Genomic DNA, 17,345 nt, shown 5'->3' on the forward strand with positions numbered 1-17,345 from the left:
TATGTATACAAGTGCAAAAAGCATGATGGATGCATGCAAAGAACAAAATAAAACTATATATGAATTGCAATTACAAGAAGAGATGGAAGCAGGCGAATTAAGTAAAGATGATGTTTATGATTACTTAAGAAAAACTTATGAGATCATGAAAAAATCAGCTACAGCTGGTCTTGATACACCTATCATGTCAATGAGCGGTATGACTGGTGAAAACGCTTACAAAGTTAATGAATATGCTAAGAACGGAAATCCTGTATCAGGAGCCTTAATCACTAAGGCAATGGCAAGAGCACTTTCTACATCAGAAGTAAATGCTTCTATGGGTAGGATAGTTGCTGCACCTACAGCAGGAGCCTCAGGTATACTTCCTGCAACGCTTGTTACTATGCAAGATGAATTTGATTACAGCGATGAAGAAATATTCAACGCATTACTTACTGCTTCAGCAGTTGGCGAAATAATTGCAGTTAACGCAACTATATCAGGCGCTGAAGGCGGATGTCAAGCAGAGTGCGGTGCTGCCGCTGCGATGGCTGCCGCAGCCATCATAGAGCTTAGAGGTGGAAGTATAAACGATATATTCACTGCAGCAAGCTTTGCTCTTAAGAACATCATGGGACTTATATGCGACCCAGTTTGTGGTCTTGTCGAGTACCCCTGCAATCTAAGAAATGCATCGGGCGTTGTTAACGCAATCATATCAGCAGACTTAACACTAGCTGGCGTTGAGGCACTAATACCATTCGACGAAACAGTCGGAGCTATGGGTAATGTTGGTAAGGAATTACCAGTTTCATTAAAAGAAACAGCTATAGGCGGTATAGCTGGAACAGAAACAGCACAAAGATTATACGAAGAATTTTTAGATAAATAGTTTTGTGGATATAAGATGAGCTCTCACTAGTGGGAGCTCTTTTGTATTGTATGTACGTATATAATTTTATTTTAGTTTTTAAAGATTAACTAAGTAAAATTTATCTTGCAATTTTGTAAAAAGTATGTTAATATATATTGGTAAGCCGAAGTGATGGAATTGGCAGACGTACAGGACTCAAAATCCTGCGGTAGCAATACCGTGCGGGTTCGACCCCCGCCTTCGGCACCATATAAGTCATTATAAAAGCAAGTAGTTTAACGCTACTTGCTTTTTTTCTATACAGAAGAAATAAATAAGGCTCCAATCAAGGAGCCTCACTTATATTAGTCTTCAATACCTAATTTTTTGAATATTAACTTATAACCGTCAGCACCATAGTTAAGTGATCTGTTGATTCTTGATATAGTTGCTGTTGAAGCGCCTGTTGCTACTTCGATTTCGTTGTAAGTTTTGTTTTCCTTAAGTTGTTTTGCTACTTCAAGTCTTTGAGCTATTGCTTGAATTTCTTTGATAGTACAGATGTCTTCAAAGAATCTGTAGCATTCTTCCATTGTTTCTAGCGATAAGATTGCTTCGAAGAAGCCATCAGTTTGTTCGCTTTTTAATTTTGAACTGTAAGCCATTTCCATTCCTCCCTATATATTTCTTTTTAGAATAATCCTACTATCTCACCTGATGGTAGTATGTCGATCTTGTCTGCTGCTGGTACCTTTGGTAAGCCTGGCATAGTCATTATGCTGCCAGTAAGTGCTATCAAGAAGCCAGCACCGTTTGATACTTTTACTTCTCTTACTACTATGTGGAAGCCTTCAGGTCTTGCAAGTAAGTCTGGGTTGTCTGATAATGAATATTGTGTCTTAGCAACGCAGATAGGCATCTTGTCTAAACCTAATTTTTCAAGGTTCTTGATGTTCTTAGTTGCTGGTACAGTAAATTCTACTCCATCAGCTCCGTATACTTCTTTAGCGATGATTTCTAGTTTTTCTTTGATTGATAGATTTACATCGTATAATGGTTTAAAGTTAGCTTTGTCTTCGTCGCAAACTTTAACTACTTTCTTAGCAAGTTCAAGTGCGCCGTCGCCACCCTCTGTAAATACTTCAGTTAATGCGCATTCAACACCCATTGCAGCAAGTTTTTCTTCCATGAACTTAATTTCATTTTCAGTATCACTTGGGAATCTGTTGATTGCTACAACTGGTGGTAAACCAAATTTCTTGATGTTTTCTATGTGTTTTTCAAGGTTTGCAAATCCTTTTTCAAGTGCTTGTAAATCTTCTTTATCGTAGTCTTCCTTATTAGCTCCACCGTGATGTTTTAGAGCTCTGATTGTTGCAACGATAACTGCTGCTGATGGTTTTAGTTCGCCAAATCTACATTTGATATCTAGGAACTTTTCTGCACCAAGGTCAGCACCGAAACCTGCTTCAGTAACTGTGTAATCAGCTAGTTTCATACCAAGCTTAGTTGCCATGATTGAGTTACATCCGTGAGCGATATTAGCAAATGGTCCGCCGTGGATAAGTGCTGGAGTATTTTCAAGTGTTTGAACAAGGTTTGGCATGATAGCATCTTTCATTAATAATGTTACTGCGCCTTGTGCGTTTATGTCCTTAACGTAAACTGGTGATCCGTCACGTCTATAAGCAATTATAACTCTTGATACTCTTTCTTTGAAGTTTTCAAGACTAGTTGATAGACATAGTATAGCCATGATTTCTGAAGCTACTGTTATGTCGAAACCGTCTTCTCTAGGGTAACCATTAGGTTTTCCACCTAGACCAACTATTACGTTTCTTAAAGCTCTGTCGTTTAAGTCAACACATCTCTTCCAAACAACTCTTCTAGCGTCTATGCCTTGTTCATTTCCTTGGTGGATGTGGTTATCAAGCATAGCTGAGATTAAGTTATTTGCGGATGTTATTGCGTGGAAGTCTCCTGTGAAGTGTAAGTTGATATCAGCCATAGGAACTACTTGTGCATAGCCGCCGCCTGCTGCTCCACCCTTAACTCCAAATGATGGTCCTAATGATGGTTCTCTTAGAGCTGAGATAGCTTTTTTGCCTAATTTATTTAAAGCCATAGATAAACCGATGTTAACAGTTGTCTTACCTTCACCTGCTGGTGTTGGGTTGATAGCTGTAACTAAAATAAGTTTACCATCTTTTTTATCTTTTAGCTTGTCAAAAACTCTTAGGTCTACCTTAGCTTTGTAGTGGCCATATTGTATTAAGTCCTCATCATCAATATTTAAATGTTCTGCAATTTCTGTTATGTCTTTCATTTTTGCTTCTTGAGCAATTTGTACGTCTGTTTTCATTTGTACCTCCCTTTATAAACCATATATGAAACGTAGATTTAATTTTATACTCTACAGTATATATATACCACATTTAATAGTTTAATAAACTAATTTATACAATAAATATATATCTTAATACAAATAGTATTGAAAGCACCCACATAAGTGGAGAAACTTCTTTTGTTTTGCCAGCAACTGTTTTTAATAAAGTGTAGCTGATCATACCGAAGAAGATACCTTCAGCAATGCTATATGCAAATGGCATCATAGCGATAGTTAAGAATGCTGGGATTGCTTCTGTATAATCTCTAAAGTCTATGTCCATGATAGGTTCCATCATAAACATACCAACTGTGATAAGTGCTGGTGCTGTTGCTGCTGCTGGTACTAGTGTAAATATTGGTGCGATGAATAATGCTAGTAAGAACATAACTGCTGTTGTTAATGATGTTAATCCAGTTCTTCCGCCTTCTGCTACACCTGCTGATGATTCAACAAACGTTGTTACTGTTGAAGTGCCTAGCATTGATCCAACTACTGTACCTACTGAGTCAGCGAAGAAAGCCTTGCTAACTCTAGGAAGTTTACCATCTTTATCAAGCATATTTGATTTTGATGCAACACCTGCTAGTGTACCAACTGTATCGAACATATCTACGAATAAGAATGTTAGTACTGCCATAAACATTTGTGTAGTGAATATTTGAGAGAAATCAAATTTAAATGCTATTGGTTCAACTGATGGTGGTAGTGAGAATATTTTGAATCCTTCTGGTATTGTTGTTATACCCATAGGGATGCCTATGATTGTTGTAATTATGATTCCTAATAATAATGCGCCTTTAACTTTTCTAATTACTAGTATAAATGTTATTACTAAACCGATAAGTGCTAGTAGCGCTGTGCCTTCTGTGATATTTCCAAGTCCTAGAATTGTTCCTTCAGGATGAACTATAATGCCTGATCCTGATAGACCTATTAATGCTATAAATAAACCTATACCTACTGAAACTGCTTTCTTTAATGTTAATGGTATAGCATCGAAAATTACTTCTCTTCCCTTAAATAATGATAGAGCGATAAATATAATACCTTCTATCAATACTGCAGTTAGAGCGAATTCCCAAGAAAGTCCTTGATTAGCTACTACTGTATAAGCAAAGTATGCGTTTAAGCCCATGCCTGGTGCTAAGGCAAATGGATATTTAGCGTATAATGCCATGATTAATGTAGCGATTGCAGCTGATAGTGCTGTTGCTGTAAATACTGCGTTTTGATCCATGCCTGTTGAGCTTAAAATAATAGGGTTTACTACTAGGATGTATGCCATAGTCATAAATGTAGTAATACCGGCAATTATCTCAGTTCTTGTGTTAGTGCCATGTTTTTTTAGTTCAAAAAACTTCTCCATTTCTTTTACCTCCTAATGTCTAAAATGTCTCATATGAGTGAATATCATTGCTATATTGTGTTCGTTGCAGCACTTTATAACGTCTTCATCAGCTACTGATCCGCCTGGTTGGATGATGGCTGTAACGCCTTGTTTAGCAAGTAATTCAACTGAGTCTGTGAATGGGAAGAAAGCGTCTGATGCAAGCACTGCTCCTTTTGCTTTGTCTCCTGCCATCTTAACTGATCTTTCTACTGTGAAGAATCTATTTACGCTGCCTAGACCTATGCCGACTGTAGCTGAGTCTTTTGCAAGTAGTGTTGCGTTTGACTTGCAGTTCTTAACTACTTTCCAGCCAAATTTAAGGTCTTCTATTTCTTTTTCTGTTGGTTTTCTATCTGTAACGCATTCAAAGTCTTCAAAAAGTTCTGTGTCTCTATCTTGAAGTATCATTCCAGATAAAACTTTTTTCATATCTTTTGAAGTATATTCGTTATTAGTAATATTGTCTATTGTTAATATTCTTCTGTTTTTCTTCTTATCTGTTAGTATCTTAAAAGCTTCTTCTGAATATGATGGAGCCATGATTACTTCTAGGAATATGTTTCTCATCTCTTCAGCTGTTTCTGCATCTATCTCTCTATTGGATGCAATGATGCCGCCAAAGATTGATTGATCATCGCAGTCGCGAGCCTTTCTAAATGCTTCTGCTATAGTATCTGCTGAACCAACGCCACATGGGTTAGTGTGCTTAACTGCAACTATAGTTGGTCTTTCAGTAAACATCTTTAATGTTTCAAGGGCGCCATTGGCATCGTTAATATTGTTAAATGATAATTCCTTGCCATGTAATTGCTTAGCGGATACTAAAGAGCCTTCTTCAACTTTTGATTCCTTATAGAAAGCCGCATTTTGATGAGGGTTTTCACCATATCTAAGTGAGCTAATCTTCTTATAGCCCTTTGTATAGTACTCAGGAAATTCAATTTCTTGTTTTTTGTTGAAGTATTCAGCAATTAGTGAATCGTAATAAGCTGTGTAGTTAAATACCTTTCCAGCTAGATACTCTCTTGTCTTAAGAGATGTTTCTTTATTTTCTTTAAGCTCTTTAAGTACTAAATCAAAATCACTTGGGTCCATGATAACAGTCACAAACTTATAGTTTTTAGCAGCCGCTCTAATCATAGATGGTCCGCCTATATCTATCTTTTCGATAATCTCTTCATGTGTTTTACTTGGATCATTAACATATTCTTCGAATGGATATAGATTGTTAACTATGATGTCGATGTCTGATATATCCATCTTTTTGATAAATTCTTTATCTTCTTCAAGATCTCTTCTATAAAGAATACCACAGTGGATATATGGGTTAAGCGTCTTTACCCTGCCATCTAAACATTCTGGAAAATTTGTCACTTCAGTAACTTCTTCTACTTTTAAGCCAGCGTCTATGAGCTTTTTATATGTTCCACCAGTTGAAATTATTCCGTAGCCTAGATTTTCTAGTTCTTTTGCAAATTCAACTATGCCTGTTTTGTCATAAACACTAATCAATGCTTTTTTCATCAATTTTGCCTCCTATAATTTTATCTATCGCTTCAATCAAAATTTTGTGCTCTATCTCATTTAAAATCTTCTTCTGCAAAGATTCTGCCGTTTCGTCTTCATCCAGCTTGATTTTTCTTTGTATAATTATCTTGCCTGTATCAGTACCTTCATCAACGAAGTGCACAGTCGCGCCAGAGTATTCGTCCCCAGATTTTATAACGCTCTCGTGAACCTTCATACCCCAAAAACCATCGCCGCAATGCTTTGGTATTAGTGAAGGATGTATGTTGATGATTTTGCCTCTATACTCTTCTATAAATTCATGCGATAGAATCTTTAAGTATCCTGCAAGTACGATTAAATCTGGCTCGTACTTATCTAAAACTTCCACTATAGCGTGATTAAATTCATCGCTATCAGCATATTTTTTAATACTAAAGTAGTAGGACTCAATACCATTGTCCTTGGCTCTTTCTAATGCATAGGCTGCTTTTCTATCACTTATAAGGCAAACTATCTCAGCATCAAGCCTCTTTTCATTAACTGCATCGATTATGGCTTGAAAATTAGTGCCAGAACCAGATGCTAGAACGGCTATTTTAAATTTAGACATATCTTTTCCTTAGTTTCTTTTTCTTCTATATGTCCTAAGATTACATAGTCTTCGCCGTGCTTCTTAAGAAGCTCTTCAGTTTTTGCTAAATCGTCTTTAGATACTGCAAATACCATGCCTATACCCATGTTGAATGTGCCGAACATCTCTTCAATGTGTACGTCTGCCCAATTCATTAGATACTTAAATATAGCTGGTATTTCATAATCTTTTAGATCTATAACAGCTGTGTAGCCGTCTTTAATCATTCTAGGAATGTTTTCATAGAAGCCGCCGCCTGTGATATGTGAAATCGCCTTAACATCTACATGTTCGATGATATCCATCATTGGATCATAATAAATTCTTGTTGGTGTAAGTAAAACATTTAGTAAAGTATCGTCAAGTCCCTCGTACTTTTTGTTTACATCAACTTTATCATTATCAAAAATAATTTTTCTTACTAGCGAAAAACCATTCGAGTGAACACCGCTTGATCTTAGACCGATGATAACGTCACCGTCTTCAATCTTTGAGCCGTCAATAATCTTGTCTTCATTAACTACGCCAACAGCAAAACCTGCTATATCGTACTCGCCTTCTGCGTAGAAGCCTGGCATCTCAGCTGTTTCTCCGCCTATAAGCGCAGCATGGCTCATCTTGCATCCCTCAGCAACACCTGATACTATCTCAGCCATCTTTTCAGGGATAAGCTTTGATGAAGCGATGTAGTCTAGAAAAAATAATGGCTCAGCGCCTTGGCAAATGATGTCGTTGACACACATTGCCACAGCATCTATACCGATGGTGTCGTGCTTATCTAGGATAAATGCTAGCTTAAGCTTAGTTCCTACGCCATCTGTACCGCTTACTAATACTGGTTTATCGTACTTATTTAAGTCTAATTTAAATAAACCGGAAAAGTTTCCTATATCGTTTAAAACTCCGTCTCTGTTTGTAGATTTGATTAGGTTTTTGATAAGTTTTACCTCTTCATAACCCTTAGTCTTATCTACACCAGCGTCTTTATATGTTAATCCCATAGCTCTACCTACTTATTAAGCTCTGCATCGATCTTAACGATGTCATCTCTCATTTGTACCTTGTAGTCTTCAAGTTTCTTAGCAAGTTCATCGTATTTGATAGCTAAGATTTGTACAGCTAGTATTGCAGCATTTTCAGCACCATTAACAGCAACTGTAGCTACTGGAACGCCCTTAGGCATTTGAACTATTGAAAGAAGTGAATCAAGTCCATCCATTAAAGAGCTCTTTACCGGAACTCCTATAACTGGTAGAGTACTAAGTCCTGCTATGACTCCTCCTAAGTGTGCAGCCTTACCTGCAAATGTTATGATTGCCTCAATACCATTGACTTTTGCGTTTTTAGCAAAGTCAAATGCTACTTCTGGTGTTCTGTGAGCTGAGATAACTCTTGTCTCATACTCTACCCCAAAATCATCAAGTACTTTTTTTGATTTTTCAACAACCTCTTTATCAGAGATGCTGCCCATTACTAATGCAACTTTCATATAATAACACTCCTTTAATTAAAATATTTTAAATATTCCTCATTTATATAAAATTTTAGGTCCTCGCTTCTAACGTAGTGAGATCCTATATTGGAACTGCCCACCTCATCCTTGTAGTAATACAAGATTATGGAATTATCCACGATGTAATAATTTTTGATATTATTTCTAATGCTATTCTTTTCTTCTTCAGTCTTAGTTAAATCCTCAAGTATCGTCTCTCTAACATTTTGTTCTTTCTTGATTAAGTCTTCGAAGCTAATCTCTTCAGCGCTATTAAAATTGAAGGTCTTAGTATAGAATTTGCTCGAAGTACTATCATCATTGTAGACGTTATTGATGTAGAAACATAATGATACCAAGCTATCATCCGATCTAGCAATATCGTATGTGAAATACATTTTCTTAAGCTTAGCATCGTTCTTTGCCTTTTCAACTTGCTCGTCAACAAATTTCTTGATTTGCTCGTTAATATTATTTCTATAAGCTCTTTTAACGTCTTCAGTACTGAAAAATACTGGATAAGCAAGACTATACTTCGCTTCGTTCACTATACCAGTCTTTATGCCATCTATGGCGTTTCTTATATATATAGTGTCAGCGACAATAAATGTATCGTAGTCAAGCAGATAGTATAGGACGTCTATAGGTAGATACATCTTCATATCTATAAGCATAGGTGCATAGTCAAGCTCAATTCTGTTCTTATTTGATGTTGTATAGATCTTCGAACCAAGCTTTACCTTTATGTTCTTGATACCTTTTTTGAAGTAGCAAGACTTGTCCTCGCCGTTCCAATAGATGTCGAAGTTTAGCTTTGTAAATACCTCTCTAGCCGGTATGAATAAAGCCTTTGCTAAGTCTTTCTTGCCTTCTACTTCTAGAACTTTATCTTCTAAATCTGAGTTAACAAGGCCTGATATTTTATTTATTTTTGATTCTTCAATGTTTTTTGCATAAGAAGTAAAACTCATCAAAAACATTAGAGCAGATAAAAGTATTAATAAAAGCTTTTTCATCATACCACCTCTAAATTATTATACCACAAAAGACAAGCTACATTCAAGTAGTACTTTAACAAATGTAAAAAATCCCTATACATATGCGTATAGGGATAGATTTATTTTATCAAAGTTTTCAATTCGTCTATGCTTATAGATAGATTTTCTTTGCTCTTAAGGTCTCTTACTGATAATTTCTTGTTATCTAGCTCCTCTTGTCCTAGGAAGATGATGTAGTCAAAGCTATAGCTTTCGGCAAAATCAAATATCTTCTTCATCTTCATCTTGGAGTAAAGTACTTCAGAATTAACACCTAGACTATGTAATTCATTCAACACGCTTATGGCGTAGCTCATATCTATATCAAGTGGAGCGACTAAGAATGATTTTTCTTCGCTATCAAATTTAGGAAGTATATTCTTTTCACTCAATTGGAAGAATAGTCTAGTTAGACCGATGGATATACCAACGCCAGGAAGCTCACTCTTTGAGTAGAACTGAGTAAGATTTTCGTAGCTACCGCCGCCAGCGACGCTACCAAGCTCCTTGTAGTCATCAAGAACAGTTTCAATAACAGTTGATGTGTAGTAATCAAGTCCTCTTTGTAATTTAAGAGTGAATTTGTAATTATTTTCATCCACTTTAAATAACTTGATGTTCTCTAAAACTTCTTTCATCTCAGCAAGACCTTTTAAGAAAGTTTCGTTATCTATACCAAGTCCTTCCAAGTACTTAATAGTTTCTTCATTACTGCCTTCAAACTCAATAAGAGCAATAATCTCTTTTACAGCATCAGCCTTTATACCTTGATTAAGAAGCAGCTCTTCAAGGCTTTCTCTACCTATCTTGTCGTACTTATCTAGCGCACGAACAGCCTCTACAGTATCTTCAACGCCTTGGCTCTTTAAGAAGCCATTCATAATATTTCTATTGTTAATCATGATAGTGAATCTATCAAAACCAAACTTTTTAAATATTATGCTGATTATCTTAACAAGCTCTGCATCGTAGAACTTCGAAAGCTTTTCATCACCTATGATGTCGCAGTCACATTGGTAAAACTCTCTGTATCTACCCTTTTGGTTCCTCTCGCCTCTATAAACCTTGGCAATTTGATACCTCTTGAACGGAAACTTAAGCTCGTGCTCGTGCATGCTCACGTATCTTGCAAGAGGCACAGTCAAGTCAAAGCGTAAAGACGTATCAGTCGAAGTATTTGCAATATTGTAAATTTGCTTTTCAGTTTCTCCGCCGCCTTTAGCAAGAAGTATCTCAGTCTTCTCCAAAGCAGGCGTATCTATAGGTAAAAAAGAGAATAGTTCATAAGTTTCTCTAATTATATCCTTCATCTTATTAAAAATCAATTGCTCATGAGGTAAAAGTTCCATAGTACCCGGCAATATCGATGGTTTTACTAGCATATTAATCCTCCATTATCATCAAAGTTCCTACATCAAATATATCATATTCCGTTAAATAAATCAATTCTTTATTTATTTCTCGTACAAATTCTTCAAGGCGACACCTATTTGCCTCGTCCTTAATAAGACCCGTTAAAAATATCTTATCACGTGCATAGCCACTCGCTCCGCCTATAAAGCCATAGTCATAGTCCTTGATCTTTACAAAACCTTTTTCTAGTAAAATACTTTTATGACCAAGCCCATTAATAATTTTTTGCAAATATTTGTCGTCTGTCACAAAATATTCACTTCCTATGTCAATCACAGAGCATTTCACATAGCCTTGAGATGAGTTTATGGTCTTGCCATCATCAAAACGATCCATTATAGCATCAGCACAAGCATCCTTCTTGCAAATCAAGTGCACGCCCACACGCAGCGCATTGAACTTCACATCACCTGGATACTTTTCAAGAGGATTTTCATTTGCATTAATCACATTTATCTTAGTAGCCTTAAAAATCTCATTATAATACTCAAAAGACTCGCGGCTTGCAATCAAAGTCTCTTCATCAAGTTTAAAAAGCGACATGTCAGGATGAGTCGCGACCGCCCCTTTCAAAATTTTGCTCTCAAACGATGGAAAAGCCTTTATATTAAATTCACTAAGCTTATCACGAAGAATATCGTAGTAAGCCTTGTCGACTATAGCAATCATTCATATCACCTGAGTTAATTATATCACAAAAAGCATTTTAGGCGCAAAAAAAGAGCCAGATATCAATCTAGCTCTTTAAACAAAATCTTATTTTAAAACGTTTCTTCTTAGAGTAACGAACTTCATAGCTGCATCCCATAAGATGTCCTTGCCGTCTTGAAGTCCTAAAGCTCTTGCAACATTCGCTACAGGAAGCATAGTTCTGTTGTTTTTAATCATAGGTTTAACATCACTTACAAATGTCTTTCCATTAACTATTATATTGTTTGTATCAACAGGGATTTGAACGATGTTTTCCTTATCAACAAGATATACGGTTCTTGTATTTGCATCCCATGTTACCATAAAGCCTAAAGCTTCAGCAACGTAACGTATTGGAAGCATAGTTCTTGCTTGATAAATGAATGGAGCTATGTCCATCCTAACTTGGCTTACAACACCATTTACTGATTTTTGCATAATACTGTCATTAATAAATAGTATTGCTTCAAGCTTATCATACTCATTAACTTCTACAGGTTTTTCTTCTTTACTATCTTCTCTATCGTCTCTATCATCATCAATTCTACGAGGTCTACGTCTTTCGTATGAATATCTTGACACATAAATTTCTTCAAATCTAGCGTATATATACATATCCTCATTAATGAAAGCTTTATTACCATATAGATAAGGTGACCATCCAGCAAACTCGTATCCGCTGTAAGGTATAGCTTCTGGAGCAAGTCTTGCTAAGTCCTCAATTCTATATCCTCTGTTCTTTTCAATACGTACAGTATCGCTGTATCCAATATATCCTCTGTATGGATTATCTGATATGAATCTGATTATCCAATAATCTCTAGCTTCTTGGTCTGGATCTTGAGGCTTTGGTGGATTTGGTGTATTTCCTTTTGCTTTAAATATAGCTTTTACAGTTAAGTTTTTATCAATATTAGTGTTTAAAGCTGTATCCCACTTGACAAATTCAAAGCCTGGTTTTGCTTTTACTGCTGGAGCTTTTAAATCAGATAATTTTTTATTTTCTGTCATCGGGATATAGAAAGTGTTAGCTGCATCTACAGTTCCTTTATTTGTATCTTCTGATACAAATGTTACTGTCCAGTATTCATTTGGATTTGGTACTGTTGTTCCTGGAGCATTTGGATCAACTGGTCCAATTATCTTTGGATCTGTTGGTGTTGGTGGATTTTCTTTTGCCTTTACTGTTAAAGCATTTGTTTCTGCTGGTGGTAAATTGTCTTTTGTTATTATAATTTTCTTTCCATCATCAGAAACTGCTAAAGTTGTATTATTTGATGGTTTTACTGTTAAATCATATTCTGTAAATTTATCAAAAGCTACATCTTTTTCTAAGTCTTGATTATCTGTTAATGTTACTACTAATTCAGATAGATTTAGCTTATCGCCTTCACTATAATCTAGTTTTGGTTGTGTTTTAACTGCAATTTTTATTACATTTTGAGAATCAAATACTTTTGGATTTACTGTTAATGCATCAGTTTCTTCACTTCCATTACCTTTTGTTATTGTTACTTTCTTACCATTTTCTGATAATGTTAATTCTTTACCATTTGTTGGCTCTGTAGTTATGCCATTTTCATCAAAATCTTCAAATGATACTTCTTTTATTTTACCTTTAATGTCAGTTAATTTTACTTTTAATCCAGCTAAATTTAATTTTTCTCCTTCTGTGTAAATTAAATTTGAAGGTTGTTCTAAAACTTCAATTTTTTCTACGTTATTTAGATCAAAATCTTTACTATTAACAGTCAATGCTTTTGTTTCTGCACTTAAATTGCCTTTTGTTATTTTAACTGTTTTTCCATTATGATCAGCAACTGTTAAAGCTGTTTCATTTGCTGGTGTTGCTACTAAGTCATATGTTTCAAAATTTGCAAATAGAACTTCTTTTGTTGTTCCTTGATTATCAGTTAAAGTTACTACTAATCCTGTTAAGACAAGATTATCTCCTTCAGTATAAATTATTTTATCTGGTTCTTTTGTAACTTTTATGCTTTCTACACGATCTGGATCAAAAACTCTTGCATTAACTGTTAGATTTTCTGTTTTTGCTGGTTCTAGATTGCCTTTTGTTAATGCAACTGGTCTTCCATTGTGAGCAACTACTGTTAACGCTGTTCCATTTGCTGGTGTTGCTTTAATTTGATAAGTGTCAAAATCTTTAAATGCAACATCTTTAATTTTGCCAAAATCATCTGTTAACGTTACTTCTAAGCCAGTTAAATCTAAGTTTTGTCCTTCAGTGTATTCTAATTTTATTGGTTGTTCCTTAACAGTTATACTCTTTACATGATCAGGATCGAAGGCTTTTTTTTCTACTTTTAATGTATTAGTTGCATCAGTTGCATTTCCTTTTTTAACTATAATAGCTGTTGCGTTTTTATCTAATGTTAAAGCCATATTATCTGCTGGATCTGTTGTGATTTGATAATCGTCAAAATCTGCTAAAGCTACATCTTTTTCTTTTCCAAAATTATCAATTAAAGTCACTTCTAAACCTGCTAAGTTAAGTTTATCCCCTTCTGTGTATTCTAATTTCACAGGTTGAGTTTTAACTTTTAGCTTAACTACATTATTAGGATTAAATTTTCTTTCGTTTACTGTTAACTTATTTGTTTCCGCATTTAAACTCTCTAATTTTATTTTAATTGGTTGTTCGTTATGTTCAGTTCTTACAAGTTCAGTTTTATCAGCAATATTAGTTCTTATGTTGTAATATTGGAATTTAAAAAAAGGTACAACTATTTTATTTCCTTCATCATCTTCTAATTGAACTTCTAGCTTAGATAGGTCTAGCTTATCTCCCTCTGTATAAATTAAGTCCGGGTCTTTTAATACTATCATTTTATTATAATGAATTATATTGATTTTAACGCCTAGTTTTTTTTCATTATTGCCAGTATCATATTCATATTCAATATATTTTGCATTTGCTTTTAATTTAAAACTATCAGTTTCTACGCTCTTAATATTTGATTTACTAGTAACCTTAGTAAAATCAATTCCTTCTGGCAAATCACTAGCTTTAATGTACTCAGCGCCTGGCGCTAGTGTAACAGTATAGTTTTGCAAATAACCAGTAAATTTATTTAACTTAGTATTTTTAGATAAATCTAAAGAAGTTAATTGGTTTTCAGAGCAATTTAAATCATCAATTTCTAAGTTATTGCTTAAATCTAATTTTTTCAGATTATTTACTTGACACTCAAGATAAGTAAGTTTTGGACTTGTACTTAAGTCTAGTTCAGTAAGTTGATTCCTATCACAATCAAGTCTTGTAAGTTCATTATTCTCTGCAAGTTTTAATTCTGTAAGTCCGCAAAAGAAACAATCTAATTTTGTAAGTTTCTTATTACTGCTCAAATCCAACTTTCCAAGCGACGAGTTTTGTTGGCAATTTAACTCGCTAAGATCCAAATTGCTGCTTAAATCAGGATTTTTAATGCCATTTAATTTGAAATTTAATATTCTTAGCTTTGTATTATTTTTTAAATCTAAACTTTCTAAATTGTTATTTTCACAAATTAGTTCAATTAGATTGATATTTTTACTTAAATTAATATCTTTAACTCTATTATTTGTAAATTCTAATTTTTCAAGTGCTACATTATTTTCCAAGTTTAATGTTTCAATTCTATTATTTTTACAAATAAGTGTTTTAAGCTTTTTGTTTTTGCTTAAATCTAATGTATTTCTTAGATTATTTTGTGAACAGTCTAAATAAATAAGTTCTGTATTTTCACTTAAATTTAACTCTTCCATATCATTATCAAAACAAATTAGTGTTTGCAAGTTAGGAAAATATTTTAGTCCTGCCAAATTATCATATTGAGTATCGTTATAGTCTGTACGTCCTACTTTAATCTCTGTAACAGCTTCACGTTCTGCTTTACTTAGTGATCCACTGCCGTCTTTATCAATGTTATCTTTTATATAATCTCTAAATTTTGCATCTGGAAAATTACCAACTTCTATTGCTAAATCTTCTTCCCCTTCTGCATATACAACTCCCATTCCAAGTGGAAGGTTTGTGAAAAACATGATTAAGGCTAAGACTAAGCCTAAAATTTTTGTCTTTTTCATTTTCATAGATTTCATATCCTTTCTTTATATATATTTTTTATTTCCTTTATATATATATATGTATATATTTTTAAAAGTTTCGCTATATGCGTCTTGATAAACTCAATCCTCCTTCACAACTAAATTTACATACATCTAAACTTTTCATAAAATATATGATTAAAGAATTATTAAAAGCAAATATTCTACTCTGATAAAATAATATATTGCTTTTATTAAATTATAGAATATTTTTGTCCAATTGTCAAGGATTTTTATTTATGAAATTTCTTTTGTAATGTAGCTATATGCTCATTTGTAACATTGGCTATCAAAAAAAAAAAGACATTCTCTGTCTCTTTCTGATAATATTCTTATAAGTATTGAAATATATTTTTATTAATTTGAATTTCGCATATCATTAAAGACAAATTGATCTTAGTGTTAAATGGTTTTTGTATTCATATCTTTTAAGGCAAAACAATATACGCTCGAAATGATTTTACATCTGCATCTGTCATTACAATCGATGTGTCTTTGAAATGATTTAGGCGCAAAAAAAGAAGCGTGCTTCAAACACGCTTCAAGTTTGTGGAGGCGGCAACCAGATTTGAACTGGTGGTCAAGGTTTTGCAGACCTGTGCCTTACCACTTGGCTATGCCGCCAAAAAAATGGAGCGGAAAACGAGATTCGAACTCGCGACCCTCGCCTTGGCAAGGCGATGCTCTACCACTGAGCCATTTCCGCACATGGTGCCCAGAGCCGGGATCGAACCAGCCACACGTAGATTTTCAGTCTACTGCTCTACCGACTGAGCTATCTGGGCACACTAGTCAGTTCATACTGACTAGTCTATGATACTATAAATTGATTTAATTGTCAAGGCTTTTTTTATATTTATTTAATATTTTAAAAATATTATACTGCTAAATTTTTTATCATGCCTAGTGACATAAGTAGAGGCAATCCTGCCATGATGATCCATACTACTATGTTAAAGGCTAGTGGCAGGTATGAGAACTTTGCTGGCGCTTCTACGTCCAAAGTGCAGTCCGTCTCTTCTGTCACTTCTTTTGTCTTCATCTTTGATAAAACTCTATATAGTACAAAGATTATGACTATAGCTATGAGCACCATAAAGACGCCTTGTAATAAGCCTATATTTAAGTCTGCTTCACCTAGCGTAATCATCTTCATATCGTTTACTGCGCCCTCGGCAATATCCTTTTGGAATATGCTAAGTATAACTGAGCAAGTGTTAAATGTGAAGTGGCCAAGCATTGACGAGTAAAGCGAATTTGTTTTTTCGTTTAAAACTGAAAATACATAGCCTAATATGAATGGTGCTACTATGTTGAATGGATTCACATGCATTAGCATAAATAGTAGTGCTGTGTAAAAGTATGTGAATTTTCTTCCCTTTGCTCTCTTAGCTGGTGCGCTTAGTAGGCCTCTTACGAAGAATTCTTCGCAAATGGCTGGAAGCACCCCTATAATCAAAACGCTGTATATGCTCATTAGTCCGCCTGATTTGACATTGATTTGAGGCACTCTTACCTCACCAAATAGGCTATAGAACTTGATTAAAAGTGTCGAGCTTATACCAACTAGTGGATAAACTAAAAGTGTTAGTAGAACTGATATAAGCGCTTCTTTTCCAGTGATTTTATTTAGTCTAAAGTATCTTTTGAAATTAACTTTCTTTTGCTTTACATAAACTAAGACTGGAACTAAGAGTATCAGCACTTCGCCTGCGAATAAACCTAGGTAAAGGTCTACTGTTTGAAGCATTGAGCCTAGAAAGATGTATGCAATAAAAAGCAGTGTGTAAAGCCACGAAGCTTTGTTTATATCTATACCAGTTTTGTTTAATCTATTTTCTTTATACATATC

13 protein-coding genes and 4 tRNA genes are annotated in these 17,345 nt (G+C 34.6%); 2 read left to right on the forward strand and 15 right to left on the reverse strand.

The features are described 5' to 3' along the window. Position 1 precedes the first annotated feature (1 nt). Both sdaAA and BN3004_RS07105 read left to right on the forward strand, forming a co-directional pair. Positions 2-874 (forward strand): L-serine ammonia-lyase, iron-sulfur-dependent, subunit alpha, encoded by an 873-nt coding sequence (gene sdaAA, locus BN3004_RS07100; protein WP_058260497.1) that lies wholly within the window; start codon positions 2-4, stop codon positions 872-874. Positions 875-1,018: 144 nt separating this feature from the next. Continuing rightward, positions 1,019-1,105: transfer RNA gene (locus BN3004_RS07105), tRNA-Leu, on the forward strand. Between the two features lie 95 nt (positions 1,106-1,200). Here the strand turns inward: BN3004_RS07105 and BN3004_RS07110 are convergent. The 15 genes from BN3004_RS07110 to BN3004_RS07180 form a co-directional block, all read right to left on the reverse strand. Beyond that, positions 1,201-1,500 (reverse strand): YerC/YecD family TrpR-related protein, encoded by a 300-nt coding sequence (locus tag BN3004_RS07110; protein ID WP_058260498.1) that lies wholly within the window; start codon positions 1,498-1,500, stop codon positions 1,201-1,203. 26 nt (positions 1,501-1,526) lie between these two features. Then, positions 1,527-3,197, reverse strand: a complete 1,671-nt coding sequence (locus tag BN3004_RS07115; RefSeq protein WP_058260499.1) for a formate--tetrahydrofolate ligase — start codon at positions 3,195-3,197, stop codon at positions 1,527-1,529. A 94-nt stretch (positions 3,198-3,291) separates the two neighbouring features. Beyond that, the gene (locus BN3004_RS07120; RefSeq protein WP_058260500.1) at positions 3,292-4,590 is read right to left on the reverse strand and encodes an NCS2 family permease; all 1,299 of its coding nucleotides are present in this window, start codon (positions 4,588-4,590) and stop codon (positions 3,292-3,294) included. A 12-nt stretch (positions 4,591-4,602) separates the two neighbouring features. Beyond that, complete coding sequence (purH, locus tag BN3004_RS07125; protein WP_196792493.1) at positions 4,603-6,138, reverse strand: bifunctional phosphoribosylaminoimidazolecarboxamide formyltransferase/IMP cyclohydrolase; 1,536 nt, start codon at positions 6,136-6,138, stop codon at positions 4,603-4,605. Continuing rightward, positions 6,119-6,733 (reverse strand): phosphoribosylglycinamide formyltransferase, encoded by a 615-nt coding sequence (gene purN, locus BN3004_RS07130; RefSeq protein WP_058260502.1) that lies wholly within the window; start codon positions 6,731-6,733, stop codon positions 6,119-6,121. The genes purH and purN overlap by 20 nt, the downstream gene beginning before the upstream one ends. Next, positions 6,715-7,755 (reverse strand): phosphoribosylformylglycinamidine cyclo-ligase, encoded by a 1,041-nt coding sequence (gene purM / locus BN3004_RS07135; RefSeq protein WP_058260503.1) that lies wholly within the window; start codon positions 7,753-7,755, stop codon positions 6,715-6,717. Before purM ends, purN begins: the two co-directional genes overlap by 19 nt. A gap of 8 nt (positions 7,756-7,763) precedes the next feature. Further along, complete coding sequence (gene purE / locus BN3004_RS07140) at positions 7,764-8,243, reverse strand: 5-(carboxyamino)imidazole ribonucleotide mutase (RefSeq protein ID WP_058260504.1); 480 nt, start codon at positions 8,241-8,243, stop codon at positions 7,764-7,766. Positions 8,244-8,257: 14 nt separating this feature from the next. Beyond that, positions 8,258-9,262: a stalk domain-containing protein gene (locus BN3004_RS07145; protein WP_058260505.1), complete on the reverse strand. Its 1,005-nt coding sequence runs from the start codon at positions 9,260-9,262 to the stop codon at positions 8,258-8,260. Between the two features lie 101 nt (positions 9,263-9,363). Further along, positions 9,364-10,665 (reverse strand): histidine--tRNA ligase, encoded by a 1,302-nt coding sequence (gene hisS / locus BN3004_RS07150; protein WP_058260506.1) that lies wholly within the window; start codon positions 10,663-10,665, stop codon positions 9,364-9,366. A 1-nt stretch (position 10,666) separates the two neighbouring features. Continuing rightward, positions 10,667-11,365: a DUF6873 family GME fold protein gene (locus BN3004_RS07155; RefSeq protein WP_058260507.1), complete on the reverse strand. Its 699-nt coding sequence runs from the start codon at positions 11,363-11,365 to the stop codon at positions 10,667-10,669. 87 nt (positions 11,366-11,452) lie between these two features. Further along, complete coding sequence (locus tag BN3004_RS07160) at positions 11,453-15,472, reverse strand: stalk domain-containing protein (protein ID WP_196792494.1); 4,020 nt, start codon at positions 15,470-15,472, stop codon at positions 11,453-11,455. A gap of 571 nt (positions 15,473-16,043) precedes the next feature. Then, a tRNA-Cys gene (locus BN3004_RS07165) sits at positions 16,044-16,117 on the reverse strand. Positions 16,118-16,124: 7 nt separating this feature from the next. Further along, positions 16,125-16,199: transfer RNA gene (locus tag BN3004_RS07170), tRNA-Gly, on the reverse strand. Positions 16,200-16,202: 3 nt separating this feature from the next. Then, positions 16,203-16,278: transfer RNA gene (locus BN3004_RS07175), tRNA-Phe, on the reverse strand. Between the two features lie 92 nt (positions 16,279-16,370). Next, positions 16,371-17,342, reverse strand: coding sequence for a CPBP family intramembrane glutamic endopeptidase (locus BN3004_RS07180; protein WP_058260509.1), 972 nt, complete (start codon positions 17,340-17,342; stop codon positions 16,371-16,373). Positions 17,343-17,345: the final 3 nt, after the last annotated feature.

This window comes from Fenollaria timonensis, assembly GCF_001457835.1.
Classification (GTDB): Bacteria; Bacillota; Clostridia; order Tissierellales; family Peptoniphilaceae; genus Fenollaria; species Fenollaria timonensis.

What these genes read in the sequence shown, in the direction of transcription:
- sdaAA (WP_058260497.1), top strand. Translation starts at nt 2, where the DNA reads ATGTATACAAGTGCAAAAAGCATGATGGATGCATGCAAAGAACAAAAT.
- BN3004_RS07110 (WP_058260498.1), bottom strand. Translation starts at nt 1,500, where the DNA reads ATGGCTTACAGTTCAAAATTAAAAAGCGAACAAACTGATGGCTTCTTC.
- BN3004_RS07115 (WP_058260499.1), bottom strand. Translation starts at nt 3,197, where the DNA reads ATGAAAACAGACGTACAAATTGCTCAAGAAGCAAAAATGAAAGACATA.
- BN3004_RS07120 (WP_058260500.1), bottom strand. Translation starts at nt 4,590, where the DNA reads ATGGAGAAGTTTTTTGAACTAAAAAAACATGGCACTAACACAAGAACT.
- purH (WP_196792493.1), bottom strand. Translation starts at nt 6,138, where the DNA reads ATGAAAAAAGCATTGATTAGTGTTTATGACAAAACAGGCATAGTTGAA.
- purN (WP_058260502.1), bottom strand. Translation starts at nt 6,733, where the DNA reads ATGTCTAAATTTAAAATAGCCGTTCTAGCATCTGGTTCTGGCACTAAT.
- purM (WP_058260503.1), bottom strand. Translation starts at nt 7,755, where the DNA reads ATGGGATTAACATATAAAGACGCTGGTGTAGATAAGACTAAGGGTTAT.
- purE (WP_058260504.1), bottom strand. Translation starts at nt 8,243, where the DNA reads ATGAAAGTTGCATTAGTAATGGGCAGCATCTCTGATAAAGAGGTTGTT.
- BN3004_RS07145 (WP_058260505.1), bottom strand. Translation starts at nt 9,262, where the DNA reads ATGAAAAAGCTTTTATTAATACTTTTATCTGCTCTAATGTTTTTGATG.
- hisS (WP_058260506.1), bottom strand. Translation starts at nt 10,665, where the DNA reads ATGCTAGTAAAACCATCGATATTGCCGGGTACTATGGAACTTTTACCT.
- BN3004_RS07155 (WP_058260507.1), bottom strand. Translation starts at nt 11,365, where the DNA reads ATGATTGCTATAGTCGACAAGGCTTACTACGATATTCTTCGTGATAAG.
- BN3004_RS07160 (WP_196792494.1), bottom strand. Translation starts at nt 15,472, where the DNA reads ATGAAAAAGACAAAAATTTTAGGCTTAGTCTTAGCCTTAATCATGTTT.
- BN3004_RS07180 (WP_058260509.1), bottom strand. Translation starts at nt 17,342, where the DNA reads ATGTATAAAGAAAATAGATTAAACAAAACTGGTATAGATATAAACAAA.